Here is a 24317-nt window from a genome sequence, read left to right as displayed (position 1 = left end):
TCGCGTTCAGCTCCCTTTTGCGCCATCAGCAAACCATGAGCATTCGCGGTGACAGCGGAGGTACCGGGGGCGGGAAAGGGCTGATCGGAGTCCAGCCGCTCGCTGGAAGGACGAACCGCGGCCCGGTGTTCCACCCGATGACCTGCGCCACCAGCGCTCTCGAGCCAGAGCTACGCCACAGCCTGCCGACCTAGTGCCATACTCGATAGGCATGACCGCAGAAAACGCTAGTGCCGGATCTGCAGTTCCCGACGCCTCGGCCGTCGCCGCCGCGCTGCAGGTCGCCCGCCGCGCTCCCTCCCTGCACAACTCTCAGCCATGGCGTCTGATCTTCGACGGCAGGCGGCTGCACCTGTACAGCGACCCCGACCGGTCGCTTCCGATGGCCGATCCGGACGGACGCCAGCAGGTGATCAGCTGCGGCGCGCTGTTGCACCACACCAGAACCGCCTTCGCCGCGAATGGCTGGCATACCGAGGTCGTCCGGCTACCCGATCCGGCGCGGCCGCGCTATCTCGCCGCACTCGCCTTCCGGCCTTGGCCCGATCCGCCCGAGCGCATCCGCAATCAGGCCCGCATCATCGGGCGCAGGTACTCCGACCGGCTCCCGATGGACGCGCCGGACGGGTGGGACGCCCTCCTGCCCGGCGTGACGGAAGTGGCGCGCGCGTGTGAGATCACGCTCGACGCCCTACCCGAGTCGGTGCGCGACCGGCTCGCCACCGCCTCCGACCAGGCCGCGGCGCTGCGCCGCTACGACCAGCCGTACCAGAGCGAATTGCGCTGGTGGTCGGGACATTTCGACATCGCCGAGGGCATTCCCCCGACCGCCATGGCCACCGCGGCCGAAGCGGGGCGCGTGCCGGTTCGCCGCGACTTCCCCATCCCGCCGGGAACCACCCGCAGGAGGGCGAACGAGGACCGAGCCCGGCTGCTGGCACTGAGCTCCTCCGGCGACACGCCCGCCCAGTGGTTGCGCACCGGCGAGGCCCTGTCGGCGGTGCTGCTGGAGTGCACCGGCGCGGGGCTGTCGACCTGCCCGCTCACGCACATCACGGAACTGCCCGCCGCCCGCCGCGTGATCGCGACGCTGATATCCGGCGACCTGCGCCCACAGGTCGTCATCCGGGTGGGCACCGCACCCGAGCCCGACCCAGTGCCGCCGACACCCCGCCTGCCGATCGAGGACATCCTGACCATCGCCGCCCAATAGTCGGGACGGTCCGGTCCGGCATCGCTCCACAGCGAACCGGACCGAGCGGGCGAAATCGCAAGGATCGCCAACCACCGCGCGCGGAGCGCCGATGGACCGAGTGCCGACCACGACATCGGCACCCACGTCCGCGCGGGGTTTTCCGCGCTCTCGCCCAGGTCGTTGCGCGAGTCGAGAAGGGCATCGCACGCCGACGCCAGTACGCTGACCTCGCACGTCGACACCGGGCGCCTCGCGATCCGGTCCGCCCTCCGGTACACACCTGTCAAGGAGTTCACTTGGCTCGGCAACGTCGCATCACCAGACTGTCCGCGTCCCGCCGTGGCACCATCGCCACCGGCGCGCTCGCGATCGCGTTGGCCGCGGGCATCGGGGCCGCCGCCGCGCGTCCCGTCGGCGCCTTCGACGTCGGCGGAGCCATCGAGGTCGAATACGACCGGGTGGGCGGCCCCGCCGCCCTGGGCGACCCCGTGACCCCAGAACTCGACGCGGGCCGCGGCGGACGATTCCAGGCCTTCGAACGCAACGCCTCCGTCTACTGGCACCCCGAGGCCGGCGCGAACCAGATCGGCGGCTCGATCCGCGACAAATGGGGCACGTTCGGCTGGGAGAACGGCGTCCTCGGCTACCCCGTCACCGGGGAAATGGCCACACCGGGCAGGCCGGGCAGCTTCAACCACTTCCAAGGCGGATCCATCTACTGGTCCCTCGGCACCGACGCGCACCAGATCGGCGGCGCCATCCGCGACAAGTGGGGCGCCTACGGCTGGGAAGGCGGCGCGCTCGGCTTCCCGATCACCGACGAAGCCACCGCCGCCGCGGACGACGGCCGCTACAACCTCTTCGCGGGCGGCGCCATCTTCTGGTCCGCGCGCACCGGCGCCCACATCGTCTGGGGCGCTATTCGCGACGACTGGATCCGCGCCGGCGCCGAGAAAGGCCGCTACGGCTACCCCACCGGCGACGAATACGACTATCAGGGCGGCAAGGCCCAGGACTTCCAAGGCGGCCGGATCACCTGGATGCCCTGAGGTTCTCGCGCATCAGTTGCTCGTGGCGGTTCCGTCCAGCCGGAACCGCCACGACTGCGCGTCGCGAGTGGGCTTGATGACGAAGTTCTGCGCCACGGAATCATCGGCCGACCGTTGGTAACCGCTCTGGGCTCCGCCGGACCGTCGCCCACGATGTCCGGCGCGTCGTCGTTCTGTCGGCCATCAATGTCGACGACGATCCGGCGCCTCAGCCGTCCCGGTTCGACGGCGATCGCAATACCGAAGTGGAGCGAGCGGCGGTCGCCTGCGGACTGCCGTGGGTGAGCGTGCGGCCCAGCTCGTTCGCGATGAACACCCTCGCGATGTGGCGCGGCGTTATCTCGCTGGGAGACAAGGTGTTCGGCCCGTACGTGGCTTTCTCGGAAGCCGTCATCCACGAGCGGGATGTCGCGGACGCGATCGCGCACGCCATGGTCGACGACGCTCTCGACGGAAGGCGGCTCTCGATCACCGGCCCCGAGGCGCTCAGCCTGGAGCAGCTCGTCACGATCATCGGCGCCGTGATCGGCAAATCCCTGCGGTATCAGGAGGTTCCGGCCGAAGCAGCCGCGGCGGCGATGATCACGCACGGCCTGAACGAGGGGTTCGTGCACGCGCTGATGAATCGCTACGCTCGCGAACTCGAGCGCCGACCGGTCGTCACCGAGGAGCTGCCGACGATCCTTGGGGCGGCCCGCTCGTACGTTCGCCGAGTGGGTCGCCGATCACCGGAACGAGTGGGTCTGACGGGCGCCGCTCGAAACGCCGAGTGCGCCGGCGTGCCCTGTCTCGAGGGGAGAGAAAATGGGACGACACGAGATCGCCGGGCGCGTAGAACGATGAGAAGGTCTGCCACCGGAGGGCAATGGTGGATGGCCGATCGTCACGAGCCATTTTCGCGACGACCGGTGACGCCGTTCCGGACCAGCAGCGGTAACACGATGGCAAATAAGAGAATTCGATGGATCGCCTACCATGCGGGCCGGCGATCCCGACAGAAGGGGGCGGCGGTTGCTGGTCGAATCGGCGGTCGGCGATGCCTACGGTGCGGGGTTCGAGTACGCGGATCCGGCATTCGTGGCGGCACACAACACGCTGCGGGGTTACGCGCAGCATCCGAGGCATCTCGGCATCCGCCCCGGGGCATACACCGATGACACCCAAATGACCTTGGCCATCGCCGAATTGCTCGTCGCTGGGGATCCTTGGACGCCACTGGAACTGGCCAACCGATTCGTCGCGGCATTCCACCGCGACCCTCGCGAAGGCTACGCCGGACGGTTCTACGACTTCCTGCGCTCCGTGCACGACGGCGCGGAATTCCTGCGCCGAATCCGGCCCGACAGCGACAAGAGCGGCGCCGCCATGCGGGCGACGCCTATCGGCCTGCTCCCCACCGTCGACGACGTGCTGCACCACGCCGCGGTGCAAGCGGCGGTCACCCACGACACTCCGGCGGGCATCGCCTCCGCGCAGGCGGCGGCGCTCGCGGTCCACTACTGCCACTACGAACTGGGCCCCTTGGCGAAACTCCCGCAGTGGGTGGACAGTCACGTCCCGAACGGGTGGTCGCGACCTTGGCGCGGCAAGGTCGGCTCCAAAGGACGCATGAGCGTCGGCGCGGCCCTCACCGCGTTGTCCACCAGCGGCACGATGAGCGACCTGCTGCGCACTTGTGTCGCCTTCACCGGAGACGTGGACACCGTCGCGACGATCGCCCTCGCCGCCGCCGCACGCTCCCCCGAAATCACACAGGATCTTCCGGCCGTACTGCTGGCGAACCTGGAGAACGGAACGTACGGCCGCGACTATCTCGCCCGCCTCAACGGCGAACTGCTCGGCCGAGAGCACGGACGCGTCGGCCTGGCGACCAAACCTGGCCAATAGCGCCGCCGTCGATGACGGGCAGCGGGCGACCTACTCCGAATCGGATTCGACCAGTGCACGGAGCAGATCGCCCAGTGCCCGCTGATCGGCGACAGGCAGGGAGCCGAGCGGGGATCGAGTAACGAGGCGATCGAGAACCGTTGCGCGACTGCGCTCTCCATCGGACGTCAGGATGTTGGGCGATCCGGAGTCGAGGGTCGAGCTCGGTTCGTAGCGGGAACGCGCTGTTAACGTCGGGATCGTGTCCGACGCGCTGACTCGATTCCGATCCGTTCTGCCCTCCGACGGCGAGTGGAAGCCGGTCGACAGCGGAGAGTCCGGGGCCGCCGTGTTTCGCGCCGCCGACGGCTCGCGGTACGCGAAGTGCGCCGCCGAGAATGCGACGGCCGAGCTGGTGCAAGAGCGCGACCGTTCCGAATGGCTCTACGCCCGTAGCATTTCCGGGCCGCAGCCGCTCGACTGGCGCGAGAAAGCCGACGCGGCCTGCCTGGTGACGAGTGCGGTGCCCGGCGTGCCCGCCGATCGCGTGTCCGCGGAGGCGCTGGCCGCCGCATGGGAATCGATCGCGGAAGCCGTTCGCCGTCTGCATGAACTGCCCACGGACACTTGCCCATTCGATCGCGGCATCACCACGATGTTCGCGAAAGCGCAGGACGTGGTGGCCCGGGGCGCGGTGAGGGCGGAGTTTCTACCGGAGGAGCAGTCGGACACGCCGCCGCCGGTGCTACTGGCTCGACTGGCCGCACAGGTGGACCGGTGGATCACGCTGGAGTCGGCTGAATCCGTGGTATGCCACGGAGATCTGTGCCTGCCGAATATCGTCCTCGACCCGGACACCGGGTCGGTCACCGGATTCCTCGATTTGGGCCGCCTCGGCGTGGCCGATCCATACGTCGATATCGCTCTGCTGCTGGCCAATTCGCGCGAAACCTGGCCGGACGAGCGGTGGGCGCTGGACGCCGACCACCGCTTCGCCGAGCGCTACGGCATCGACCTCGACACCGAACGGCAGCGCTTTTATCTCCATCTGGACCCGCTCACCTGGGGCTGACTCGGAGTCAGGCCATCGAGATGCCGGTGATCACGGTGCGTCCGGTGACGGTCTTGGTGGTGATGATCTGGGTGAAGGTCTTCGGCAGCTGATCCGGATACTGCTGGGTGAGCCGGACTTCCCAGTGCGACTGCCCATCCCCCGCCCCGCTGGCGGTGCGGGTGATCTGCACGCAGTAGCGAGTACCGACCGGCACCTGATCGATGCCGCGCTGGATCTGCTCCGCGGGCGGGACCGTCGCATCCGCGGCCACCACGGCGCGCGCCGCGATGCCCGAGCGCTGCACGTAGTAGGCGCGCTCGAAGGCCAGGATTGCCGAGGGGCCGTCGGTGGTGCCACCGACGCCGGTGCCCGAGACCACGTCACCGGTGCGGCGCTGTTCGCAACCGGGAGTCGCCACCGCCGCAGGGGATTCGGGTCCGGTCGGCGTCGGCGACACGGTCGGGCGGGCGTCGTCGACCACGGGAACCGAGCTCGTCGGCGACGGCGCGGCACGATTTCCCGCGCTGGGCAGCACCGCCCACAGAATCGAACCCACCGCGACGAGCACGCCGAGAACGATCAGGACCGCGAGGATCTTGTTGCTCCGTTCGGGCTGCTGCTCCTGCGGACGCGGACGCGGACGGCGCAGCGCTGGACCGGGATTGCCGCCGGTGCGGTCGATGATCGCTGGGATCAGCGGCGCGTCGTCGCCGGCCCCGCGCTCGAGTTCGGGCTCTTCGTCCACCGGAACCCGGATTTCGACGGTCGGCGACTCCGCGGGTTCCTCGGAGCGGGTCGGCGGGTCGAGCCATTCGGCCCATTCGCCCATCCGTCGCGGCGATCGGCGCACCGGCGGCTCGGCCCGTGGCGGTTCGGGCTCGTCGGACGGATCCGGCTCCGCGAACTGCATTGCTGGCCGCGGTGATCCAGGCTCGCCGAACTCTTCCGGGACCGAGTTCGGCGATTCGGTGCGCGACATTTCGGGCTCGAAGAACGACTCCCTCTCCGCGAACGCCGATGCGAAGCGCGGTGATTCGGGCTCGGAGAACGGCCGCGGCTCCGCACGCGGCGACGCGGGATGCGGCGATTCGGGCCCTTCGAACTCCGGCACCCCGCCCGGCGACGCGGGATGCGGCAGTTCGGGCTCGTAGGACGGCCCCCGCTCCGCGAATGGCAATACGGGGTGCCGTGATCCGGGCTCGTACTGTGGCTGCGGTACTGCGCGCGGCCATTCAGGACGCGGCGATTCGGGCCCGTAGAACTCCGGCACCGCGCGCGGTGATGCGGGATTTGGCAGTTCGGGCTCGTAGAACGGCTGCGGCATCGAGGGCGGTGCGGTGCGTGGCGGCTCCGGCGGACGGGGCGGTGTGCGCGGCGGTTCCGGCGCACGCAAGGGTGCGCCGGACGATGTCCCGGACCGACGCGCGGCCGACCGACGCCGTTTACGCTTACCGGTCGGCGGCGCGGGCAGGCGCAGCATCGGCAGCCCGGTGTCGAACGGATTCGGCTGGCCCTGCTGCTTGTTCGTCGGGCCCTGGTCAGGGCGCGTCATCGCCGAAGTCGCCGATCACGGCGGCCGGGACGGTGAGCGATTCTGGAATCATCGCGGCCGCGGGAACCGTCACACCGAGCTGGCCGTCGCGCGGCCTGCGGTCTTGGTCGCCGCCGCCCATCGGCGGCGGCATCGCGACGCCGCCGTGCGTGCCGGGCTGTCCGGCCGGCTCGGGCGATTTGGGCGGCGCGTCCTGCGGCGCGGGCGTAGGCGGAATGATCGATGTCGGCGGCGCGGGCCTGGACTCCGGTTTCGGTGCGTCCGGTTTCCCGCTCGGGCCCGTTGCGTTCTGCGACGGATTCGCCGGCGAGCCGCCGCCGAAATCGATCACCTTCGAAGGCGTGCCGGACGTGCCGCCGTTGTTGGCGCCGTTCGTGGTGCTGCCCGGGTTGATCAGTTCCGGGAGCGCCTTGTCGATCACCTTGTCCGCGGAGGCCGCGACGGTGTCCATGGCGTGCGTGCCGACTTCGACGATCTTGTCGATCAGGTGCGTGCCGATGTCGACGCCCGCGGAGATGGCCGAGGTGCCCAGCTGCACGCCTGCCGAGATGAGCTGCTGCTGCAACTGGAGCTGGGCGACCTGCGCCGGGTCGAGGGGCTGGCCCTGCACAGTGACGCCGGGAACGGCGGTGGGCGAGGTGCCGCCGATGGACGGCTGGCTCGTGCCGCCGACGCCTCCGGGCGCGGTGACGGTGAGCGGGCCCATCTCGTCCAATCGACGGGTGTGGTCGTTCATCTCGGTGCGCGCGGTGCCCACGGTGGCGATCGCGTCGCGCAGCGCCTGAGCCGCGCGCTCGATGACCGCGTCGGTGTCGGGCGCGGCGGTCGCGTTGCCCAGGATCACCCGAGCGTCGCGGCGGAAGTCGGCGATGATCTGATCCACCCGGCGGGCGGCGCGCGCACTGGTGGCCTGGGCGTCGCCGAGCACCGACAGGTAGGCGGGGCCGCGATCGGAGATCTCGCCGATCTCGGTCTGGGTGGTGCGCAGTGCGGGCACGGCGGCGTCCGCGCCGCGCGAGGTCCAAGTGGACTCGAGCGCGTACAGGCCGTCCCGGTGCGGGCCCTCGGAATCGGCGGCGTGTGTGGACGCGGCCGACAGCGCGCCGGTGATGGCGCGATCGGGCAGGGTGGCTCCGGTGCCGAGGGTGGCGCGCAGCGAGAGCATCGGCTGCACCAGCGCCGCCACGATCGGCGGGTCGGAGGTGGGATCGTTGCTGACGACCGGCAGCGTGTCGGTGCTGGTCTGTTCGGTGGGGCGCCGCCTGCGTAACGCGCTGAGCCGCCTCATGCCAGCTCCTCCTCGGTCTTCGCCAGAGCGGCGGCGGCCTCCGCGTCACCGGTCTGCATGGCCGCGCCGTAATCGCGCAGCACCTGACCGTAGGCGGCCACCAGCTGGCCCGCGGTGGACAGTGCCTGGGTGTGCTCGGACACCGCGGCGGTGAACCGCGCGACGAACTCCGCGCCGACCATGCCGAGATCGGCGTCGAGCTTCTGCGGGTTCACCGCGCCGGACGCGGCGGCCGATGCCTGGGCCAACTGCTGTGCCACGGTCTCCGCTATCGCGGTGTAGGCGGCCATCGCCGCCGGGTCGAGCTTCAGCGTGTCCATCGTTCCCCCTTCACGGAAAACCAAACTCTCGCTGTCGCATCACGGTTGAGCCGAGCTTAACGGTCCGGTCCGACATCGCGCCGGATCACCACGAAACACCGGCGGCACCGCCTGGCCGTGCCGAGCGGGTGTGCCCATCGCCGATGATGCGCGTCCGTCCGGTTCGCGACGTGCGTCCCATAGTCGCACGACTCGCCCCGAGATCGTCGGTCTGTCTTGCAATCCGGGACGAAACGGACTCGAAGCCGTACGGCGGGAAGGCTTTCCGAGCCGGACGAGCTGGGCTTTCACCCCACCGCTCGGCCGAGCGAATTCAGCGGGACAGATCCGGCCACGGCGGACGCCGGACGATCGCGAGCAAGCCGAGCGTCGCGGCCACCAGACCGATCGTCTCGCCGAGAAGGGCGATCCGGCCCGCGTCGACGGCGGGCGTCCAGGTGGCCTGACCGTCCTTGACCACGAACACGCCGAGCGGCCGGGCTGTGCCGCGCAACCAGCCGACCCGCGCGGCGGTGACGATGACCGACCCGTCGGCGGTCTCCTGCGGAGTCCCGAAGACGAGCGCGCCCGCCGACTCCGCAACGCCGAGCTGTCCTCGCAATGACATTCCGGCCCCTTCGCCGTCGCAATCGGATCGCGCCGAGCCACGACGGGCCGGCGACCAAGCCAGCCTACTGGCCGGAGCGGGAGCAACGCCGCCGAAAATGCCCAGCGTCCGATCGGCACTGCGACGTCGGCTGCCACCGGAAATTTCCGTGCGGGAATAGCCGGGCCGGGGATACGTTCGTTCGAGATGGTTAGTCGAACGAACGAAAGGGGCCGCCGGTGGCCACCGAGACCGCGCAGTCGTCCATCGGCCTCCGGTCCGAACGCGGAGCGATCCTCGGCTCGCTGATGCTGTCGACCGGGCTCGTCGCCCTCGATTCGACCATCATCGCCACCGCGGTGCTGTCCATCACCGACAGCCTCGGCGGGTTCGCCCAGTTCCCTTGGCTCTTCTCGATCTACTTGCTCGCGCAGGCGGTGACGGTGCCGATCTACGGCAAGCTCGCCGACACGGTCGGACGCAAGCCGGTGATCCTGTTCGGCATCGCGGTATTCGCGCTGGGTTCGCTGCTGTGCGGGCTCGCGGGCAGCATGGTCGCGCTGATCGTCTTCCGCGCGGTGCAGGGCATCGGCGCGGGCGCCATCCAGCCGATGACCATGGTGATCGCGGGCGACCTCTACACGCTGACCGAGCGCGCCAGGGTCCAGGGCTATCTGGCCAGCGTGTGGGCGATGTCCTCGGTGGCGGGCCCGCTGCTGGGCGGCGTGTTCGCCGACTTCGTCAGCTGGCGCTGGATCTTCCTGGTCAACCTGCCGCTCTCGGCGGTCGCGGTCTGGATGCTGGTGCGCAGTTTCACCGAGCAGACGGTGAAGCGCAGCCAGGACATCGACTATCTCGGCGCCGCCCTGCTGACGCTGGGCGCGGGCGCGATCATCCTCGGCCTGCTCGAGGGCGGGCAGGCGTGGGCGTGGTCCTCGCCCGCGAGCATCGGCATCTTCGCCGGGGGCGCCGTGGTGCTCGTGCTGTTCGCGCTCGTGGAGCGGCGGGCGGCCGATCCGATTCTGCCGCTGTGGGTCTTCACCCGCCGGGTCGTCGTGGCGAGCAGCCTGGTCTCGGTGCTGATAGGCGCGGTGCTGATCGGCCTTACCTCTTATGTGCCGACCTTCACCCAGGGCGTGCTCGGCACCGGCGCGCTGGTCGCCGGGCTCACCGTCGGCGCGCTGACCCTCGGCTGGCCGCTGGCCGCCTCCCAAGCCGGAAAAGTCTACCTACGCATAGGCTTTCGCGGCAGCGCCCTCATCGGCAGCGGACTCGCCGCGCTGGGCGCCGCGTCCACCACGCTCATCGACGAGCATTCGACGCTGTGGCAGATCTCCGCGTCGTGTTTCGTGATCGGCGCCGGTATGGGCCTGGTCGCGACGCCGACGTTGATCGCGGCGCAGACGAGCGCCGAATGGTCCGAGCGCGGAGTGGTGACGTCCGCCAACATGTTCGCCCGCTCGATCGGCAGCGCCGTCGGCGTCGCCGTGTTCGGCGCCATCGTCAACTCCAGGGTCGGCGAGACCGATCATCCCGCCCCGCACATCCTGGCCTCGGCGGTGCACTTGGTCTTCGTGACCGTCGCGGCGATGGCCGCGGTCATGCTGGTGGCCTCGGCCGTGATGCCGAGCCGCAGCGCCGACGGCACGACCTGATTTTCGGCGCGAGGTCACTCCGCGACGCGGTGGCCGTCGATCTCGGCCAGTGCGCGGTCGCGCTGGACGGTGGGCAGACCGGCGGCCGCCGTACGCACGGATCGCACGGCGTCCGGCGAGAGCGCGGCCAGCGTGGTGTGGAACTCGGTCCACAGATCGTGATCGGCGGTCGCGGAAAGCATGTCCGCGAGTTTCGATTCGGGCACCAGCCCGACGAAACGCTCGAGCTGCGCGGCCTCGTCGACCAGGAACGCCGTGCGGGTCAACGCGAGCCCGTCCAGTGCCGCGACGGTGGCGCGCGCCGCGTCGTCGGAGACCGACGACATCAGATCGCCGAGGGTGATCCAGTCGCCTCGCGCGGCGAGCCGCTCGGCGACGGCTCGCACCGTGGCCGGGGGAAGCCCGGCGATGATGGTCGCCGCGCGGCGGGCGTCGAGCTGGGCGGCGATGTCGGCGAGGAAATCGACGGGCAGGCGTTTGGCCACCTCCACCGCGTGGCCCGGGTCGAGCACCGCCGACATCTTGGCCGCCATCAGTGCGTTGTGGTGGCGGTCGACCAGCTTGACCAGGATCGGCGTGGGAATGATCTTGGCGGCGCGCGCCATTCGGCGCAGCCCGTAGGACTGATGGTCGAAGAGCATGTCGGCGACCTGCATACGGAACTGGCGCAATTCCGTATCGGGCACGTCGGCCAGGTATTCGAGGTCGTCGACCGGGACGCGCAGTGTCCGCGCCAGTTTGATCACCTGCGGATCGGCGCTCACCGCCCCACCGCCTTCTTCACCGGGCCGCGCAGCATCCGCGGCAACAGATCCAGCAGCGATATCGCCGCCTCGTGCAGGTCGTCGAACTGCTTTGCCTCCGCGCGTTCCACGGTCGCGGCCAGTTCGGCGCGGCGGTCCGGCGGCAGTGCGGCGATCGTCGGCGGCAGATCGCCGGGGATCAGTTCGGCCAGCGTCTTCTGCGCCATCGCTACCTCCGTGCGTCGAAGGGATCGGGCTCGCGGCCCCCCCCCTTCGACCAACCGTAGCGAAAGTGGCTGGAAGACGGATCGCCCCGCGCCGGACGAGCGCGGGGCGATGTGTTCCGGCAGCGGCCGACCGGATCAGATGTCCGGCGCGTCACCGCACCGAGACGTCCTCCTTCTCGCGCACACCGCCGCCGAACTTCTCCATCGCGAGGTAACCGGCGCACACCAGCGCCGCCCAGACGACGCCGACGACGATCGCGGTGCGTCCGCTCTCGGTCCAGAACAGCAGGACAACGACGAGACCGAGGAAGGCCAGCGCCGCCACCGAGGTCACCGGCGCGCCGGGCAGGCGGTAATCGCTGGCGGGCAGCAGGCCGCGGCTCACCTTGGCGCGATAGAGCAGATGGCAGACCAGGATCACGCCCCAGACGAAGATGATGCCGATGGTCGAGACGGAGGTGATGTAGGCGAACGCCTTGTCCGGCGAGATCACGTTCACCACCACGCCGATGACCATCGCCGCGGCAGAGGCGGTGATGCCGACATGCGGCACCGAGCGGCCGCTCAGCTCGCCGAACCGGGCCGGGGCCTCTTGGCGCAGCGACAGGCTGCGCAGCATGCGGCCGGTCGAGTAGATGCCGGAGTTGCACGACGAGAGCGCCGCCGTCAGCAGCACGAAGTTGATGATGCCCGCCGCGGCCGGGATGCCGATCTGCTCGAACACCTCGACGAACGGGCTCTTGCCCGCGTGGAACGTGCGCCAGCCCGCCACCGACATGATGACCACCAGCGCGCCGACGTAGAAGAGGCCGATGCGGAAGGGCAGGGTGTTGATCGCCTTGCGCAGCGTGGTGCGCGGATCGCGCGCCTCGCCCGCGGTCACGCCGACCAGCTCGACGCCGACGTAGGCGAAAAGCACGATCTGCAGCACCAGCAGGGACTGGCCGAAGCCGTTCGGGAACACGCCGCCGTCGTTCCACAGGTTCGTCACGGTCGGGTCGGTCGCGTGGCCGATGCCGAAGACCAGCACCGCGATGCCGATGCCGATCATGGCCAGGATGGCGGTGACCTTGATGGCGGAGAACCAGAACTCGCCCTCGCCGAACAACCGCACCGAGATCATGTTCGCCGCGAACATCACCGCGAGCACCACCAGCGCGGTGATCCACGGCTCGATGTCGAACCAGTACTGCACGTACTTGCCCGCCACGGTGATCTCGGCCATGCAGGTCGCGACCCACACCGCCCAGTACGTCCAACCCGTCACGAAACCGGCGAAGCGGCCGAGGAACTCGTGCGCGTATTCGGCGAAGCTGCCCGAGACCGGCCGGTAGGTGAGCAGCTCGCCGAGCGCGCGCATGATCACGAAGATCGCCAGGCCCGCGGCCAGATAGGCCAGGATGAGCGCGGGCCCGGCCTGTTCGATCGCCCCGCCCGCGCCGTAGAAGAGGCCGGTGCCGATGGCGCCGCCGATGGCGATCATCTGGATCGTGCGCGGGTTCAGACCCCGCGCGTAACCCTCCTCGCCCGGCGCGGCCGAATCGGACAGCACCGCGTCCGCTGGTGGCCGACGGTCAGAGGCTGTCATAGCCACAGTCCTTCCCTCATCCGAAAGATCAGCACGTCAGGCTACCGGCGACGGCGGGCGACCTCGGTATTGCCTCTCGTCGACCGTTCTGTCACCATCGATGTCATCAATGATGACAACAACGGTGACGGAGGGTCGGGCCATGTCGGACAAGGCCGCTCGCCCGCCCCGGCTGACCAGGGATCGCATCGTGGCGGCGGCGGTGGACATCGCGGCGCGCGGGCGTCCCGACGGGTTGACCGGGCGCGCGCTCGGCGAGGAACTCGGGGTCGACCGCTCGGCCGTGTGGCGGCACTTCGCGGACAAGGACGCGCTGCTGCGCGCGGTCGGCGACCGGCTGCTGGCGCTGGCCTACGAACAGGTGCCCGCCGGGCTCGATCCGAAGCCGCGACTGGAGGCGCTGGCCAGGGCGGTCGTCGCGGTCTACGTCGGGCACCCGTACGTCGGCGCGGCGATCGCCTCGCGCACCACCCGGGGGCCCGGCGAGTTCGCGGTGGTCGACATGATGCTCACGGCGCTGGCCGAGCTCGGCCTCTCCCCCGGTGACGTGGCCCGCTACCAGCGCATGCTCGCCGTGAGCGTGCTGTCCTACGCCGGTGTCAGCGCGAGCTACGCGGTGCTGCCGCAGAAAGTCCGCGACGCCGACGAAAGGTCTTGGACGCGTGAGTATTACGCGGTCGACGCCGAGGAGTATCCGGGCATCGCCGAATACGCCACGCGAGTGGCCGAGGTCGACCAGGACATGGTGCTGGACACCATGATCGAGGCCTTCTGGACCGCGGTCGACGCGCGCAGACAATCGAATACCGACGAGCGGAACGATTCTCATGACTGACCAGCCGACCCATGCCTCACCGGTGCGCCGTTACACACTGCGGATAGCGGTCGTCCTCGGCCTGATCGTGGCCGTGGTCGTCGGCGCCGCCTTCGCAGCGGCGCCGCTGCTGCGCATTCCTGGACCGGTCACGCTCGCGCACCTGCTGCGCGACGCGCCGTCGACACAGGGCAGCCTGTTCGAGAGCCGGAAGGTACCGGCCGCGCCGACCCCGCGCCCCTTCCCCGTGGCGACGGCGCCGCTGCCGGACACGGTGCCGTGGAAGGGTTCTCGCGTTCCGGTCACCGAGTTCCTGTCCGCCACCGGAACCAACTCGTTCCTGGTGGTGCGCGACGGTGAGCTGACCACCGAGTGGTATCGCGCCGGCGTGGGCCCCACCACCAGGCAGTCGTCCTGGTCGGTCGCGAAATCCGTTGTGTCGCTGTTGATCGGCCGCGCGATCGAGGCGGGCGCGCTGCGCGAGGACGACCGGCTCGTCGACATCCTGCCCGAACTCGCCAACGGCACCGAATACGACACCGTCACGCTGCGCCAGCTGCTGGACATGGCCTCCGGCGTCGACGTCTCGGAGAACTACAACCCGTACTGGCCGCTGACCGGCACGGCTCGCATGTATCTCACCGAGGACCTCGACGGTTTCGTCCGCGACCATCGCGGGCTGCGATTCGCGCCGGGCAGCAGGGGCGATTACCGCAGCGTGGACACGCAGCTGCTCGGCATGGCGCTGGCCAGGGCTACCGGCACGCCGCTGGGTGAGCTTCTCGCCCAACAGATCTGGGCTCCGATCGGCGCCGAGGACGACGCGCTGTGGAATCTCGACCGGGCGGGCGGCCAAGAGAAGGCGTTCTGCTGCCTCAACGCCACCGCCCGCGATTTCGCCAAGATCGGCCGGCTGGTGCTCGACGGTGGCCGCGTCGGCGAGACCCAGGTGATCCCGCCCGCGTGGATCCAGCGGATCTCCACACCGGCGCCGCTGCCGGTCTCCGACTGGGGGTACGGCGCGCAGTGGTGGCACCCGACGGGCGCCGAGCCCGACCTGATGGCCATCGGCGTCTACGGCCAGTACGTCTAGGTCGACCCACCGAGCCGCACGATCATCGTCAAGCTCAGCGACCACGGCACCATGCAGGACGAAATGGACACCATCGAGGTCTTCCGCGCCCTGGCCGCCGCCCGCTGAAGCGCCGGAAATATGCCGGCGACGCGGGACGTTGTACCGGTGGCCGTCTGCCCTGGAGGAGCCGCATGATCGACGTCCCGCTGTCCGTTCTGGATCTCGCACCCGTGCAGGCAGGCGCGAGCCCCGGCGAGGCGCTCGCCGCGACGACGGAATTGGCCCGGCGGACCGAGGAATTGGGCTATCGGCGGTTCTGGGTGGCCGAGCACCACAACATGCCGGGCATCGCCAGCTCGTCACCGAGCGTGGTCATCGCGCACCTGGCCGCGGCGACCGCGCGCATCCGGGTGGGTTCGGGCGGGGTAATGCTGCCCAACCACGCGCCGTTGGTGGTTGCCGAACAGTTCGGCACCCTGGACGCGCTGCATCCGGGCCGGATCGATCTCGGCATCGGGCGCGCCCCCGGCACCGACCAGGCGACCGCGCTCGCGCTGCGCCGCACCGCCGAGGGGCTGTCGGCGGAATCGTTCCCCAGCGAGCTGGCCGATCTGCTGCGCTACTTTCGCGGCGTCGGGCCGGGCGGCATCACCGCGACGCCGGGCCGGGGCGCGGCGCCGGAGATCTGGCTGCTCGGGTCGAGCGGCTACAGCGCGCAGGTGGCGGCGGTGCTCGGGGTGCGCTTCGCGTTCGCGCACCACATCAGCCCGACGAACACCGAGGCCGCCCTCGCGCTCTATCGCGACAACTTCCGTCCCTCCGAGCAGCTCGAGCGGCCGCACGCCATGGTCGCCGTCTCGGCGATCTGCGCCGACACCGACGAGCGCGCCGACACCTTGGCCCGCCCGCGCGACCTGGCCTTCCTCTACCTGACCTCCGGCAGGCCGCGGGCGCTGCCGACCCCGGAGGAGGCCGCGGCCTTCCAGCCCTCCGAACGAGAGAGCCATTTCATCGCACAGCGGCGCGCGGGCCAGGTGATGGGCTCGCCGGAGACGGTGCGCGCGCAGCTCGACGACCTGCTGCGCCGCACCGAGGCCGACGAACTGATGCTCAACACGCTCGTCTACGACATCGAGGATCGCGCCCGCTCCTTCGAGCTCATCGCCAAGGTCGCGGCCGCGTAGTACGGCGCTCGACGTCGCAGCGGGTCACGCGGCGAGCGGCCTAGTGCAACGGGAAGCCGTGCCCGGCCAATGCCTCGCGCAGCCGGTCGCGGCCGTTGAGACTTCGCCCAGAGGCGAGCCGGTTCAGCACCCGCTCGGTCCAGGAGTGCGCGAGCCCCTGCTCGGCGTAGAACTCGGCGATTCGATCCTCGTACTGCGCGACGTGCTCGCGCTGGGCCGCCAGCTCGTAGGTTTCGTGGTGCAGCACCGCGGGCTGCGGCAGCCGCGGCTTCACCGTGGCCGCCTCGGCCGGGTCGGGATGACCGACCACCAGTCCGAACACCGCGAATACCTGTGGCGGAAGGCCCAATTCGGCGGCGACCTGTTCCGGCTTGTTCCGCAACGCGCCGATGTAGACGGTGCCGAGCCCGAGCGATTCCGCCGCGACTACGGCGTTCTGCGCGGCGAGGGCGGCGTCGATGAAACCCACGTAGCTGGATTCGAGGTAGTCGGCGCCGTCCAGCGGGGCGCCGCGGTCGTCGGCGAGCTGGCGGAGCCTGGCGAAATCGGCGGTCCACACCAGCAGCACCGGCGCCTGCTCGATGTGCGCCTGGCCGCCCGCCAGCGCCGCGAGCCGCGCCTTGCGCGCCTCGTCACGAACCGCGATCACGCTCCACACCTGCAGATTCGACGAAGTCGGCGCGGATTGGGCCGCGGAGACCAGCAGCCGAAGGATGTCGTCGGACACCGGATCGGGCAGGTAACGCCGCACCGACCGGTGCTCGTGCAGTACCCGCAGGACCGGGTTCCAATGGCTGGGTTCGACCGGCGTCTCGTCGCGGTAGCGCTGGCGCAGGGCGTCGGCCGGGGTCGGTGCGATCTGGGTCATGCCTTCATCTTGGCCACCGGCGGCGCGCTCGTCTGCGGTAACCGTCACCGTGAGCGGAACGGCGCGGACCGCACCGCCGCCGATCCAGGTACGGTTGGTAAGGCATACCTAAATCGACGATTGTCCGGAGGTTACCTTGGCACGCCCCCGCACCACCCTCACCGTGCTGCGCACCGAATGGCTGACCCCGCACCTGATCCGCGTGCACTTCGGCGGTCCGGGTCTCACCGCCTTCCGGCCGAGCGAATTCACCGACTCCTACGTGAAATTCATCTTCCCGCGCGACGGCGTCGATGTGCTGCGCACCTACACCGTCCGCTCGGTGGATGTCGACGCGGGAACGCTGGCCGCCGACTTCGTCTTCCACGGTTCGGAGGGCATCGCGGGACCGTGGGCGGCCTCGGTGCAGCCCGGCGAGACCATCGACTTGTACGGCCCCGGCGGTGCGTACGCCCCGCGCGCCGACGCGGACTGGCACCTGCTCGCCGGTGACGAGGCGGCGCTGCCCGCGATCGCGGCCGCCTTGGAGGCGATGCCCGCCGACGCCGTCGGCCACGCCTTCGTCGAGGTGTCGGGACCCGACGACGAGCTGAAACTCGACAAGCCGGAAGGCGTCGAGTTCACCTGGCTGCACCGCGGCGCGCGACCCACGGGCGAACTGCTCGCCGAGACCGTGCGGGCCACCCCGTGGCGCGACGGCCGCGTCCAAGTCTTCATCCACGGCGAGGCACAGGCCGTGATGCTCGACCTGCGCCGCTACATCCGCAGGGAACGGCAGGTACCCCCCGAGTGGGCCGCCTCGATCTCGGGCTATTGGCGCCGCGGCCGCAGCGAGGAGGGCTTCCGCGAATGGAAGGCCGACCTGGCCGCCAAGGAAACGGTGGCCGCCGACTGATACGTGCGACGGTCCACCCACGACCGTTTTCACCGCCCGCGCTTGCGCGGTGAAAGCGGTGCCTACCCGCTCATCGCAGGCACTTCCGAGACGGCGAGATCGCGCCCGCGATCAGCCGGCGGAAACAGGTAATCCACTACTCGCGTTCGCGCGTCGTCATGAGCACAGGCTTGTTCCGGGACAAGGAATCCCCAGAACATCTCCGTCCCGGAGAGACGATCATGAGAACCGATTCGCGATCGTTCCTCGTCGCGGCGGCCACAGCGGTAGTCCTGGGCTCGCTGTGGATACCGATCGCGGCGACGACGCCGACAACCGCACCGAACTCGCCGATCGAACAGTCGGTGACCACCGGCTGTTGCTGGCCGGGCACCGACCCCGACGCAGGCACAGGCCCCGGCACGGGCACCGACCCCAGCGCAGGCGCAGGCACAGGCACACTCCCCGGCACGGGCGCGGGCACCGATCCTGGCACAGGCTCAGGCTCAGGCACAGGCACCGACCCGGGCGCAGGCACAGGCACGGCCACCGACCCGGGCACTGGCAAAGGCACCGACCCCGGCACCGACCCCGGCACGGGCACCGACCCGGGCACTGGCTCCGGCGCAGGCACTGGCACTGGCACTGGCACCGGTAAGGGCACCGACCCCGGCACGGGCAAAGGCACCGACCCCGGCACCGGTAAGGGGACCGACCCCGGCACCGGTAAGGGGACCGACCCCGGCGCGGGCAAAGGCACCGACCCCGGCGCGGGCAAAGGCACCGACCCCGGCGCGGGCAAAGGCACCGACCCGGGCACGGGCTCCTGCACCGGCGCAGGCACCCGCACCGGCACCGGCACCGGCACGGGCACGAGCACGAGCACGAGCACGAGCACATCATCAGTGACTCCCTCCCCCTCATCCACCGACAGTTCGGAGAAACGCCCTGAGCCCACAACCGGAGGAGTCACGGCCACCTCCGCCGTAACAGTCACGGAATCCGTCTCCGCCACAACAGGGTTCGCGGTCAGCGCGCCGGAGGTGACGCCGCCCGGCTCGCAGCCCCCGACTTCGGCGCGACCGGACCCGCCTCCGGCGGACGACCACGTCCCCGCCGTGCTCGCCGTCGGTGGGTTCCTCGTCGCCGCGGGCGTGGCGACGGCGGTTCTGCGTCATCGGGGCAACCGCCCGGCCGATCCCGAGGTGCGTGTACGCGTGGTCGAGGACGTCAGCCCGACCATCCACATTCGCCAGCTCACCCGTCCGCCGGGCGTCCAGGTCCGGCTGAGCGTCGGCGAGCCCTGGCTGAACATCAGGGAGGTGCCAGGATGACTACTTCATGGATAACGGCTCGGACCGTCCTGTTCCGGAGCGGCGCACCCGACGCCGCAGTGGGTGAACTGGCCGAATGCCTGCGTCAGAGCGGTGTCGATCGGCTCGCGCTGCGCCGCATGCCCGGCGCCGCCGCCGCACTGCAATCGACGACACTGTGCGAGGTGGCCAAGGCGGTCGACGGTCTGCTCGAGGTCGACCTCGGCGGAGTCGCGGTCGCGGGGTGGCGCCGCTACGACCGGCTCCGCGGTGCGGCGACGCGCACCCGCTCCGGCGGGGCCGAGCAAGTCGCCTTGTTCGAACACGAGATCAGCCAGTCGTACCGTCCTCGGCTCGACGTGAGCGTCGGCGGAAGTCCCGTGGGCGAATTCGCGCTCGAACTCTGCGTCGCGATGCTGCTCCAGCCGCTCACAGCGACCGTCCGCGATGGCATGCTAGCGGCGTTGGGCCCCGGCGATTGCACCGTCACGGTGTCGGTCCGCGCGCCGGAAATCGGGCCGATCATGGTACGCAAGCGCATCATTCGCGCGGCGACGATGGTCGATCTGCGCCGACCGATACCGCTCGTCGCCCCGCAGCCGGTCTCGCTGGACGGCCCACCCGTCGGCGGGCCACCCCTCGGCGGGCAGACCAGGTCACGGCCGAACCGTTGATCGATCCGTACCGCCCCGGAACCGCTGCGACGAAAGACATTCACGACATCGGCTCAATACCCCCCAGCCGCTGGTAGCCAGGATCGCGTCCCAACTCAGGTAGGCAGGTCGAGGTGTCGTTGGTGCAGGATGTCGCCGGGTAGTGAGCCAGGGGGCGCTTTTCGCGGATTTGCCAATCCCTGCGTTTCGATTGATCGGCCGCCGGGTCGGCGACGACCGAGTCGATCGCCGCACGCAGTCCGCCCGCGCGCGGCGTCGCGGTGCCGGTGTGCAGGCTGAAGCCAACTCGCACTAGAGTCGCTCCGAGGTCAATTCCGCCGCAGCAGGTTTCGGTGCGCGGACGGCCTGGAAACCCGGAAGGTGGCGGTCTACGGCGGGGATCATGAGCTGGATAAGCGGCCCGATGCCGAAGGCGTAGACGAGGGTGCCGATGCCGACGCCGCCGCCGAGCAGCCAGCCGGTGACAAGGACCGTCACCTCGATGGCGGTGCGGATCAGCCGGACGGACCAGCCGGTGCGCCGGACCAGGCCAGTCATCAGTCCATCACGCGGCCCCGGACCCATGCCGGCGCCGATGTAGAGCACCGTGGCCGCGGCATTGAGCGCCACGGCCGCGAACATCGCGGCGACGCGCACCGGCAGCGATTCCCATGTCGGCAGCAGCCACAGTCCGGCGTCCACCGACAACCCGATCACCACGATATTGCTGACCGTGCCCAGGCCGGGCCGCTGCCGCAACGGGATCCACGCGAGCAGCACCACCGCGCCGGTCACCGCGGTGACCGCTCCGAAACTGAGCGGCACGTGTGCGGCCACACCCTGATGGAACACGTCCCACGGGTCGAGGCCGAGCCCGGCGCGCACCATGACCGCCATGGAGAACCCGTACAACCACAACCCGCTGTAGAGCGCGACCAACCGCCGGAGAAGCATTGGCCCAGCATGACCGCCGCTGGCATGGAACAACAGAGCCAGTAGCCGATAACTGGCGTGACCGGATGCCTTCCAGCAGCGCCGGATTCGGGTCCAGCACGACGAGGCGGGCCCGCCGCCGCCCCCATCCGCGACAGCTAGTTGGCGGATAGTTTGGCGGGCATGGAGCGGTAGCTGTTCAGGTTCACCAGGCCACGCGGGATCGGCGGGCCGTCCAGACGCAGATCCGGGTACCGCTCGAAGAGCGCTCGCAGCCCGATGGCGCCTTCCAATCGGGCGAGGTGGGCTCCCAGGCAGCTGTGCACCCCGCTACTGAACGAGAGATGTTCCGCGGCGTTGGCCCTGGTCACATCGAAGCGTTCGGGATCGGGGAAGACGGTGGGGTCCTTGTTGGCGCCCTGTAGCAACAGCAGGATCAGGGAACCGGATTCGACGTGCTCACCGGCGATGTCGATGTCACAGCTCGCGATGCGTCCCGTTATCCGTATGGGACCGTCGTAGCGCAGGATTTCCTCGACCGCGCCCGGCCACAGGTCCGGCTGCGCCGTCAGCAGTTCCAGCTGGTCCGGATGGCGTGTCAGCAGGACGATTCCGTTGCCGAGCATGTTCACCGTCGTCAAGAATCCGGCGTCGAGCAGCAGGGCCGCGTTGGCCACCTGCTCGCGGCGGGTGAGCTCGCCACCTGTCACCAGCAGGCTCAGCACATCGTCGCCCGGTTCGGCGGCGAGCCCGTCGAGGTGCTGGTCGAAATACCGCTGCCCCTCGGCCAAGTCTTCGATGGCGCGGCGGAAAGCGGCCCAGGTCAGGCCGCGGTCGAGCAGCGGCGCACCGGTGTCTCCCCACCTCAGCAAGGTCGAATGCATGTCGGCGGGCAGCCCGAGAATTTCCGCGATGATCGCGATGGGCAACTGCTCGGAGAAGTCGCTGATCAGATCGGGTCGCGGCGTCGATTTCAGGCGTTCGAGCAGGTCATCGGTCACTTCGACGACCCGCCGCTCGAGTTTGGCTATCGCCTTCGGAGCGAATGCCTGCCCGACCAGGCGTCGGTACTTGGTGTGGTCCGGCGGATCGGTCACCAGCATCGAGGGCGGTTCCGCGAGGTTGGGAAGCCCAAGATCCGTCTTGGTCAGTATCCATCGGATCGACTTCGGCAGGGCTCGATTGTTGGGCGTGAACGTGCCGAACCGACGGTCCCGCAGGATGAGCCTGCACAGTTCGTGGTCCGCGGTCACGCGCACCTGCTGCGCTATCGTGGACATCCTGCCCCGCCGCCGGATCTCCTCTACGGAGCGCGGCGCGCCCCGCTCGCGATCCGGACCGACCACGATCTGCGCGAAGGGATCACCCCGGCGTGCCGACACCAAGAGATAGGTCCGGGCCACGCGATGGAGGAACAGCCACCGTATCCACGCGCGCGCTAACATTCGTCACCTCCCACGCTGGATGTCCCCCATGGTAAGCGCCACCGTCGGCACGGTTGGCTAATTCTGGGCTAGCCGCCGTCTGCGACGTCGACGACCGGGGCCGGAAGGCACTGCTCATGGTCGTCACGGTGGCCGATCGCACCGACTCCGGCTCCGCGGTCCTGCCACGCAGGTAGCGTGGTAGAGCGGACCATGTCTTGATCAGCAAGCTCCCAGGACACACATCGAAATGATCATCGTCAGGTACCGGCCCGCCCGCGAGTAACCGAGTTTCCCAACACAAACCAAGAGGTATGGGGATGTGATGGAGCGACCTTCAGAGCACATGAGGGCCACGATGGACCGGCGCGGTTTCGTCAAAGGCGTCGGCCTAGCCGCCGCGATGCTGGGTCTCGCGGGTGGAAGCGCGCTTACGGCGGGCGCTTCCCCGGTGCGGGCCGACGACTACAGCCCGAGCCCGAATTCGTTGCTGTACCGCGCACTGGTGCCGGAGATCTTCGCGCCGCTACCGGATCCGGCCGACCATGTGCCCGCGATCGTCGTCGGATCGGGATTCGGGGCATCCATCGCCGCGCTGCGCCTGGCACAGTCCGGGACCGAGGTCGCGGTGCTCGAGCGCGGATCGCGCTGGCCGAACGATCCGTGGCGCAACATCTTCGCCGTCGACACGATTCCGGATGGCCGCGGCTTCTGGCATCGCACCACGTTCACCGGCGTGACCAGGGCCCCCATGTCGTTCGATTCGTTCGGCGGGGTCCTCGACGTTTCCAATTACCCTGGCATCGACGTGTGGCGCGGTGCATGCGTCGGCGGCGGCTCGGTGGTGTTCACCGGGGTGATGATCGAACCCGAGCAGCGGTTCTTCGAGCATGTGTTCGGCGGTGTTGTCGACTATCGCGAGATGCATGACGTCTACTACCCCAGAGTTCGAGATGCTTTGCGGCCGAGCCCGATACCGGAGGACATCTATCACTCCGTCGCGTTCGCGCACTCGCGGGCTTGGGACGATCAGGTCCGCGCCGCCGGCTATGTGCCGCAGCGTATCGACGGCATGTGGAATTGGAACATCATCCGCGACGAGCTGGCCGGACGATCGAAGCCGTCGGCAACGGTCGGCTGTTCGAACCTCGGCAACTCCAACGGCGCGAAGTTCGATCTGAACCAGAACTACCTGCGCTATGCCGAGGACACCGGCCGCGCCCGTATCTACCCTGGCCACCGCGTGGACGCCATCGCCAAGGAACCGGGACCGTCGGGTCGCTATACCGTCGCCTTGACCAAACTCGCACCTACCGGCGAGGTGCTCCTGACCCGGACGCTGACTTGCGACAAGTTGTTCCTGGGCGCCGGCTCTATCGGCACCTCCGAGCTGTTGGTGCGCGCGCGGGATACCGGCGCGCTGCCGAACCTGAACGAACACATCGGTGAAGGCTGGGGCAGTAACGGTGATGTCGGCCTGGCGCGACCGCTCAGCTCACTCGAAGTGGGCACGCAGGGCGCACCGTCCGCGAGCCGGATTCTGGACGAGGCGGGCACACCTGTGTCGCTGGAGAGCTGGTTCATCCCCGGCGTGACGCCTTTCGACATCACCACTCTCGGATCGCTGGGCATCGTGCTCGACGACACCCGCGGCCGGTTCGTATACAACCCGGCCAATGGGCGAGTGGACCTGCAGTGGCCCGACAACGGCGCGGCCGGCTACCTCGCGCGAGCGCTGGAAGTCAACGACAAGGTCGCGTGCGACTGCGAGCCCATCGCCCTACGAGTCATCGGCGGGGACGCATCGTTCACCTCACATCCGTTGGGCGGCGCGGTGCTCGGGCGCGCGACAGACGAGTACGGTCGGGTGCGCGGTTATCGAGGCCTGTACGTGATGGACGGGGCGGCTGTGCCCGGCAGCACCGGAACCGTGAACCCGGCGTTGACGATCAGCGCGCTGGCCGAGCGCAATATCGAACAGATCATCAGTTCTGGGGAGTAGGCGGAGACGCACGTTCGGGCACCTTATCGCGGATACGGACAAATAAGACGCAAG

24 protein-coding genes are annotated in these 24317 nt (G+C 69.5%); 12 read left to right on the top strand and 12 right to left on the bottom strand.

Annotated features, from left to right (window positions below):
- Positions 1 to 211: 211 nt before the first annotated feature.
- Together NX1_RS04890 and NX1_RS04885 are read left to right on the top strand one after the other, a co-directional pair.
- Positions 212 to 1213 carry an Acg family FMN-binding oxidoreductase gene (locus NX1_RS04890; RefSeq protein ID WP_068054432.1) on the top strand — a complete coding sequence of 334 codons (1002 nt, stop codon included), beginning with the start codon at positions 212 to 214 and terminating at the stop codon, positions 1211 to 1213.
- A gap of 278 nt (positions 1214 to 1491) precedes the next feature.
- Positions 1492 to 2244 (top strand): LGFP repeat-containing protein, encoded by a 753-nt coding sequence (locus NX1_RS04885; RefSeq protein WP_068054429.1) that lies wholly within the window; start codon positions 1492 to 1494, stop codon positions 2242 to 2244.
- On the opposite strand, the gene NX1_RS37705 is transcribed toward NX1_RS04885, so the two are convergent.
- Positions 2190 to 2858: a hypothetical protein gene (locus tag NX1_RS37705; protein WP_245668326.1), complete on the bottom strand. Its 669-nt coding sequence runs from the start codon at positions 2856 to 2858 to the stop codon at positions 2190 to 2192. The genes NX1_RS04885 and NX1_RS37705 overlap by 55 nt on opposite strands.
- 361 nt (positions 2859 to 3219) lie before the next feature.
- Here NX1_RS37705 and NX1_RS04875 point away from each other — a divergent pair, with 361 nt between their 5' ends.
- Positions 3220 to 4131: an ADP-ribosylglycohydrolase family protein gene (locus NX1_RS04875; RefSeq protein WP_245668325.1), complete on the top strand. Its 912-nt coding sequence runs from the start codon at positions 3220 to 3222 to the stop codon at positions 4129 to 4131.
- A gap of 241 nt (positions 4132 to 4372) precedes the next feature.
- On the top strand, positions 4373 to 5182 hold the full coding sequence (locus NX1_RS04870; RefSeq protein ID WP_245668324.1) for an APH(3'') family aminoglycoside O-phosphotransferase: 810 nt from the start codon (positions 4373 to 4375) through the stop codon (positions 5180 to 5182).
- A gap of 7 nt (positions 5183 to 5189) precedes the next feature.
- On the opposite strand, the gene NX1_RS04865 is transcribed toward NX1_RS04870, so the two are convergent.
- The 4 genes from NX1_RS04865 to NX1_RS04850 all read right to left on the bottom strand — a co-directional run bounded on the left by NX1_RS04865 (position 5190) and on the right by NX1_RS04850 (position 8931).
- A complete protein-coding gene (locus tag NX1_RS04865; protein WP_068054422.1) occupies positions 5190 to 6716 on the bottom strand; it encodes a DUF8176 domain-containing protein in 1527 nt (508 codons plus the stop codon).
- Positions 6703 to 8004, bottom strand: coding sequence for a hypothetical protein (locus NX1_RS04860; RefSeq protein WP_068054419.1), 1302 nt, complete (start codon positions 8002 to 8004; stop codon positions 6703 to 6705). Before NX1_RS04860 ends, NX1_RS04865 begins: the two co-directional genes overlap by 14 nt.
- Entirely contained in the window at positions 8001 to 8324 is a 324-nt protein-coding gene (locus NX1_RS04855; RefSeq protein WP_068054416.1) for a hypothetical protein, read from the bottom strand. The genes NX1_RS04860 and NX1_RS04855 overlap by 4 nt, the downstream gene beginning before the upstream one ends.
- Positions 8325 to 8637: 313 nt before the next feature.
- Positions 8638 to 8931 carry a hypothetical protein gene (locus tag NX1_RS04850; protein WP_068054413.1) on the bottom strand — a complete coding sequence of 98 codons (294 nt, stop codon included), beginning with the start codon at positions 8929 to 8931 and terminating at the stop codon, positions 8638 to 8640.
- A gap of 218 nt (positions 8932 to 9149) precedes the next feature.
- On the opposite strand from NX1_RS04850, the gene NX1_RS04845 reads away from it, so the two are divergent.
- Entirely contained in the window at positions 9150 to 10565 is a 1416-nt protein-coding gene (locus NX1_RS04845) for an MDR family MFS transporter (protein WP_068054410.1), read from the top strand.
- A gap of 14 nt (positions 10566 to 10579) precedes the next feature.
- Here NX1_RS04845 and NX1_RS04840 read toward each other — a convergent pair whose 3' ends face one another.
- The 3 genes from NX1_RS04840 to NX1_RS04830 form a co-directional block, all read right to left on the bottom strand.
- Positions 10580 to 11329, bottom strand: coding sequence for a hypothetical protein (locus NX1_RS04840; protein ID WP_068054407.1), 750 nt, complete (start codon positions 11327 to 11329; stop codon positions 10580 to 10582).
- Complete coding sequence (locus tag NX1_RS04835; protein ID WP_068054404.1) at positions 11326 to 11535, bottom strand: hypothetical protein; 210 nt, start codon at positions 11533 to 11535, stop codon at positions 11326 to 11328. The genes NX1_RS04840 and NX1_RS04835 overlap by 4 nt, the downstream gene beginning before the upstream one ends.
- 151 nt (positions 11536 to 11686) lie before the next feature.
- Positions 11687 to 13123: an amino acid permease gene (locus NX1_RS04830; RefSeq protein WP_068054400.1), complete on the bottom strand. Its 1437-nt coding sequence runs from the start codon at positions 13121 to 13123 to the stop codon at positions 11687 to 11689.
- 142 nt (positions 13124 to 13265) lie between these two features.
- Here NX1_RS04830 and NX1_RS04825 point away from each other — a divergent pair, with 142 nt between their 5' ends.
- The 3 genes from NX1_RS04825 (at position 13266) to NX1_RS04815 (ending at position 16196) form a co-directional block, all read left to right on the top strand.
- The gene (locus NX1_RS04825) at positions 13266 to 13958 is read left to right on the top strand and encodes a TetR/AcrR family transcriptional regulator (protein WP_068054571.1); all 693 of its coding nucleotides are present in this window, start codon (positions 13266 to 13268) and stop codon (positions 13956 to 13958) included.
- The gene (locus NX1_RS04820) at positions 13951 to 15030 is read left to right on the top strand and encodes a serine hydrolase domain-containing protein (protein ID WP_218024056.1); all 1080 of its coding nucleotides are present in this window, start codon (positions 13951 to 13953) and stop codon (positions 15028 to 15030) included. Before NX1_RS04825 ends, NX1_RS04820 begins: the two co-directional genes overlap by 8 nt.
- A gap of 173 nt (positions 15031 to 15203) precedes the next feature.
- Complete coding sequence (locus NX1_RS04815; protein ID WP_068054397.1) at positions 15204 to 16196, top strand: LLM class flavin-dependent oxidoreductase; 993 nt, start codon at positions 15204 to 15206, stop codon at positions 16194 to 16196.
- A 40-nt stretch (positions 16197 to 16236) separates the two neighbouring features.
- On the opposite strand, the gene NX1_RS04810 is transcribed toward NX1_RS04815, so the two are convergent.
- Entirely contained in the window at positions 16237 to 17064 is an 828-nt protein-coding gene (locus NX1_RS04810; protein WP_068054395.1) for an NADPH-dependent oxidoreductase, read from the bottom strand.
- 136 nt (positions 17065 to 17200) lie between these two features.
- Here NX1_RS04810 and NX1_RS04805 point away from each other — a divergent pair, with 136 nt between their 5' ends.
- The 3 genes from NX1_RS04805 to NX1_RS04795 all read left to right on the top strand — a co-directional run bounded on the left by NX1_RS04805 (position 17201) and on the right by NX1_RS04795 (position 19925).
- Positions 17201 to 17959, top strand: coding sequence for a siderophore-interacting protein (locus NX1_RS04805; protein WP_068054391.1), 759 nt, complete (start codon positions 17201 to 17203; stop codon positions 17957 to 17959).
- Positions 17960 to 18180: 221 nt separating this feature from the next.
- Positions 18181 to 19272: a hypothetical protein gene (locus NX1_RS04800; RefSeq protein WP_068054388.1), complete on the top strand. Its 1092-nt coding sequence runs from the start codon at positions 18181 to 18183 to the stop codon at positions 19270 to 19272.
- Entirely contained in the window at positions 19269 to 19925 is a 657-nt protein-coding gene (locus NX1_RS04795) for a hypothetical protein (RefSeq protein ID WP_157119544.1), read from the top strand. The genes NX1_RS04800 and NX1_RS04795 overlap by 4 nt, the downstream gene beginning before the upstream one ends.
- A gap of 40 nt (positions 19926 to 19965) precedes the next feature.
- Here NX1_RS04795 and NX1_RS04790 read toward each other — a convergent pair whose 3' ends face one another.
- The 3 genes from NX1_RS04790 to NX1_RS04780 all read right to left on the bottom strand — a co-directional run bounded on the left by NX1_RS04790 (position 19966) and on the right by NX1_RS04780 (position 22117).
- On the bottom strand, positions 19966 to 20217 hold the full coding sequence (locus NX1_RS04790; protein ID WP_068054382.1) for a hypothetical protein: 252 nt from the start codon (positions 20215 to 20217) through the stop codon (positions 19966 to 19968).
- Positions 20217 to 20858, bottom strand: coding sequence for a membrane protein YczE (yczE, locus tag NX1_RS04785; protein WP_068054379.1), 642 nt, complete (start codon positions 20856 to 20858; stop codon positions 20217 to 20219). Before yczE ends, NX1_RS04790 begins: the two co-directional genes overlap by 1 nt.
- A gap of 137 nt (positions 20859 to 20995) precedes the next feature.
- Positions 20996 to 22117: a cytochrome P450 gene (locus tag NX1_RS04780; RefSeq protein ID WP_245668323.1), complete on the bottom strand. Its 1122-nt coding sequence runs from the start codon at positions 22115 to 22117 to the stop codon at positions 20996 to 20998.
- A 490-nt stretch (positions 22118 to 22607) separates the two neighbouring features.
- Between NX1_RS04780 and NX1_RS04775 the strand changes: the two genes are divergently transcribed.
- Positions 22608 to 24263 (top strand): GMC oxidoreductase, encoded by a 1656-nt coding sequence (locus NX1_RS04775; protein WP_245668322.1) that lies wholly within the window; start codon positions 22608 to 22610, stop codon positions 24261 to 24263.
- Positions 24264 to 24317: the final 54 nt, after the last annotated feature.

The organism is Nocardia xishanensis NBRC 101358 (genome assembly GCF_001613365.1).
Classification (GTDB): Bacteria; Actinomycetota; Actinomycetes; order Mycobacteriales; family Mycobacteriaceae; genus Nocardia; species Nocardia xishanensis.
The sequence above is the reverse complement of the archived record's forward strand: the minus strand, read 5'-3'. Positions and strand labels throughout refer to the sequence as shown.

Coding starts and splice junctions, on each gene's coding strand:
- NX1_RS04890 (WP_068054432.1), top strand. CDS start 212: ATGACCGCAGAAAACGCTAGTGCCGGATCTGCAGTTCCCGACGCCTCG.
- NX1_RS04875 (WP_245668325.1), top strand. CDS start 3,220: ATGCGGGCCGGCGATCCCGACAGAAGGGGGCGGCGGTTGCTGGTCGAA.
- NX1_RS04865 (WP_068054422.1), bottom strand. CDS start 6,716: ATGACGCGCCCTGACCAGGGCCCGACGAACAAGCAGCAGGGCCAGCCG.
- NX1_RS04860 (WP_068054419.1), bottom strand. CDS start 8,004: ATGAGGCGGCTCAGCGCGTTACGCAGGCGGCGCCCCACCGAACAGACC.
- NX1_RS04855 (WP_068054416.1), bottom strand. CDS start 8,324: ATGGACACGCTGAAGCTCGACCCGGCGGCGATGGCCGCCTACACCGCG.
- NX1_RS04850 (WP_068054413.1), bottom strand. CDS start 8,931: ATGTCATTGCGAGGACAGCTCGGCGTTGCGGAGTCGGCGGGCGCGCTC.
- NX1_RS04835 (WP_068054404.1), bottom strand. CDS start 11,535: ATGGCGCAGAAGACGCTGGCCGAACTGATCCCCGGCGATCTGCCGCCG.
- NX1_RS04830 (WP_068054400.1), bottom strand. CDS start 13,123: ATGACAGCCTCTGACCGTCGGCCACCAGCGGACGCGGTGCTGTCCGAT.
- NX1_RS04825 (WP_068054571.1), top strand. CDS start 13,266: ATGTCGGACAAGGCCGCTCGCCCGCCCCGGCTGACCAGGGATCGCATC.
- NX1_RS04820 (WP_218024056.1), top strand. CDS start 13,951: ATGACTGACCAGCCGACCCATGCCTCACCGGTGCGCCGTTACACACTG.
- NX1_RS04815 (WP_068054397.1), top strand. CDS start 15,204: ATGATCGACGTCCCGCTGTCCGTTCTGGATCTCGCACCCGTGCAGGCA.
- NX1_RS04810 (WP_068054395.1), bottom strand. CDS start 17,064: ATGACCCAGATCGCACCGACCCCGGCCGACGCCCTGCGCCAGCGCTAC.
- NX1_RS04800 (WP_068054388.1), top strand. CDS start 18,181: ATGAGAACCGATTCGCGATCGTTCCTCGTCGCGGCGGCCACAGCGGTA.
- NX1_RS04795 (WP_157119544.1), top strand. CDS start 19,269: ATGACTACTTCATGGATAACGGCTCGGACCGTCCTGTTCCGGAGCGGC.
- yczE (WP_068054379.1), bottom strand. CDS start 20,858: ATGCTTCTCCGGCGGTTGGTCGCGCTCTACAGCGGGTTGTGGTTGTAC.
- NX1_RS04780 (WP_245668323.1), bottom strand. CDS start 22,117: ATGTCCACGATAGCGCAGCAGGTGCGCGTGACCGCGGACCACGAACTG.
- NX1_RS04775 (WP_245668322.1), top strand. CDS start 22,608: ATGAGGGCCACGATGGACCGGCGCGGTTTCGTCAAAGGCGTCGGCCTA.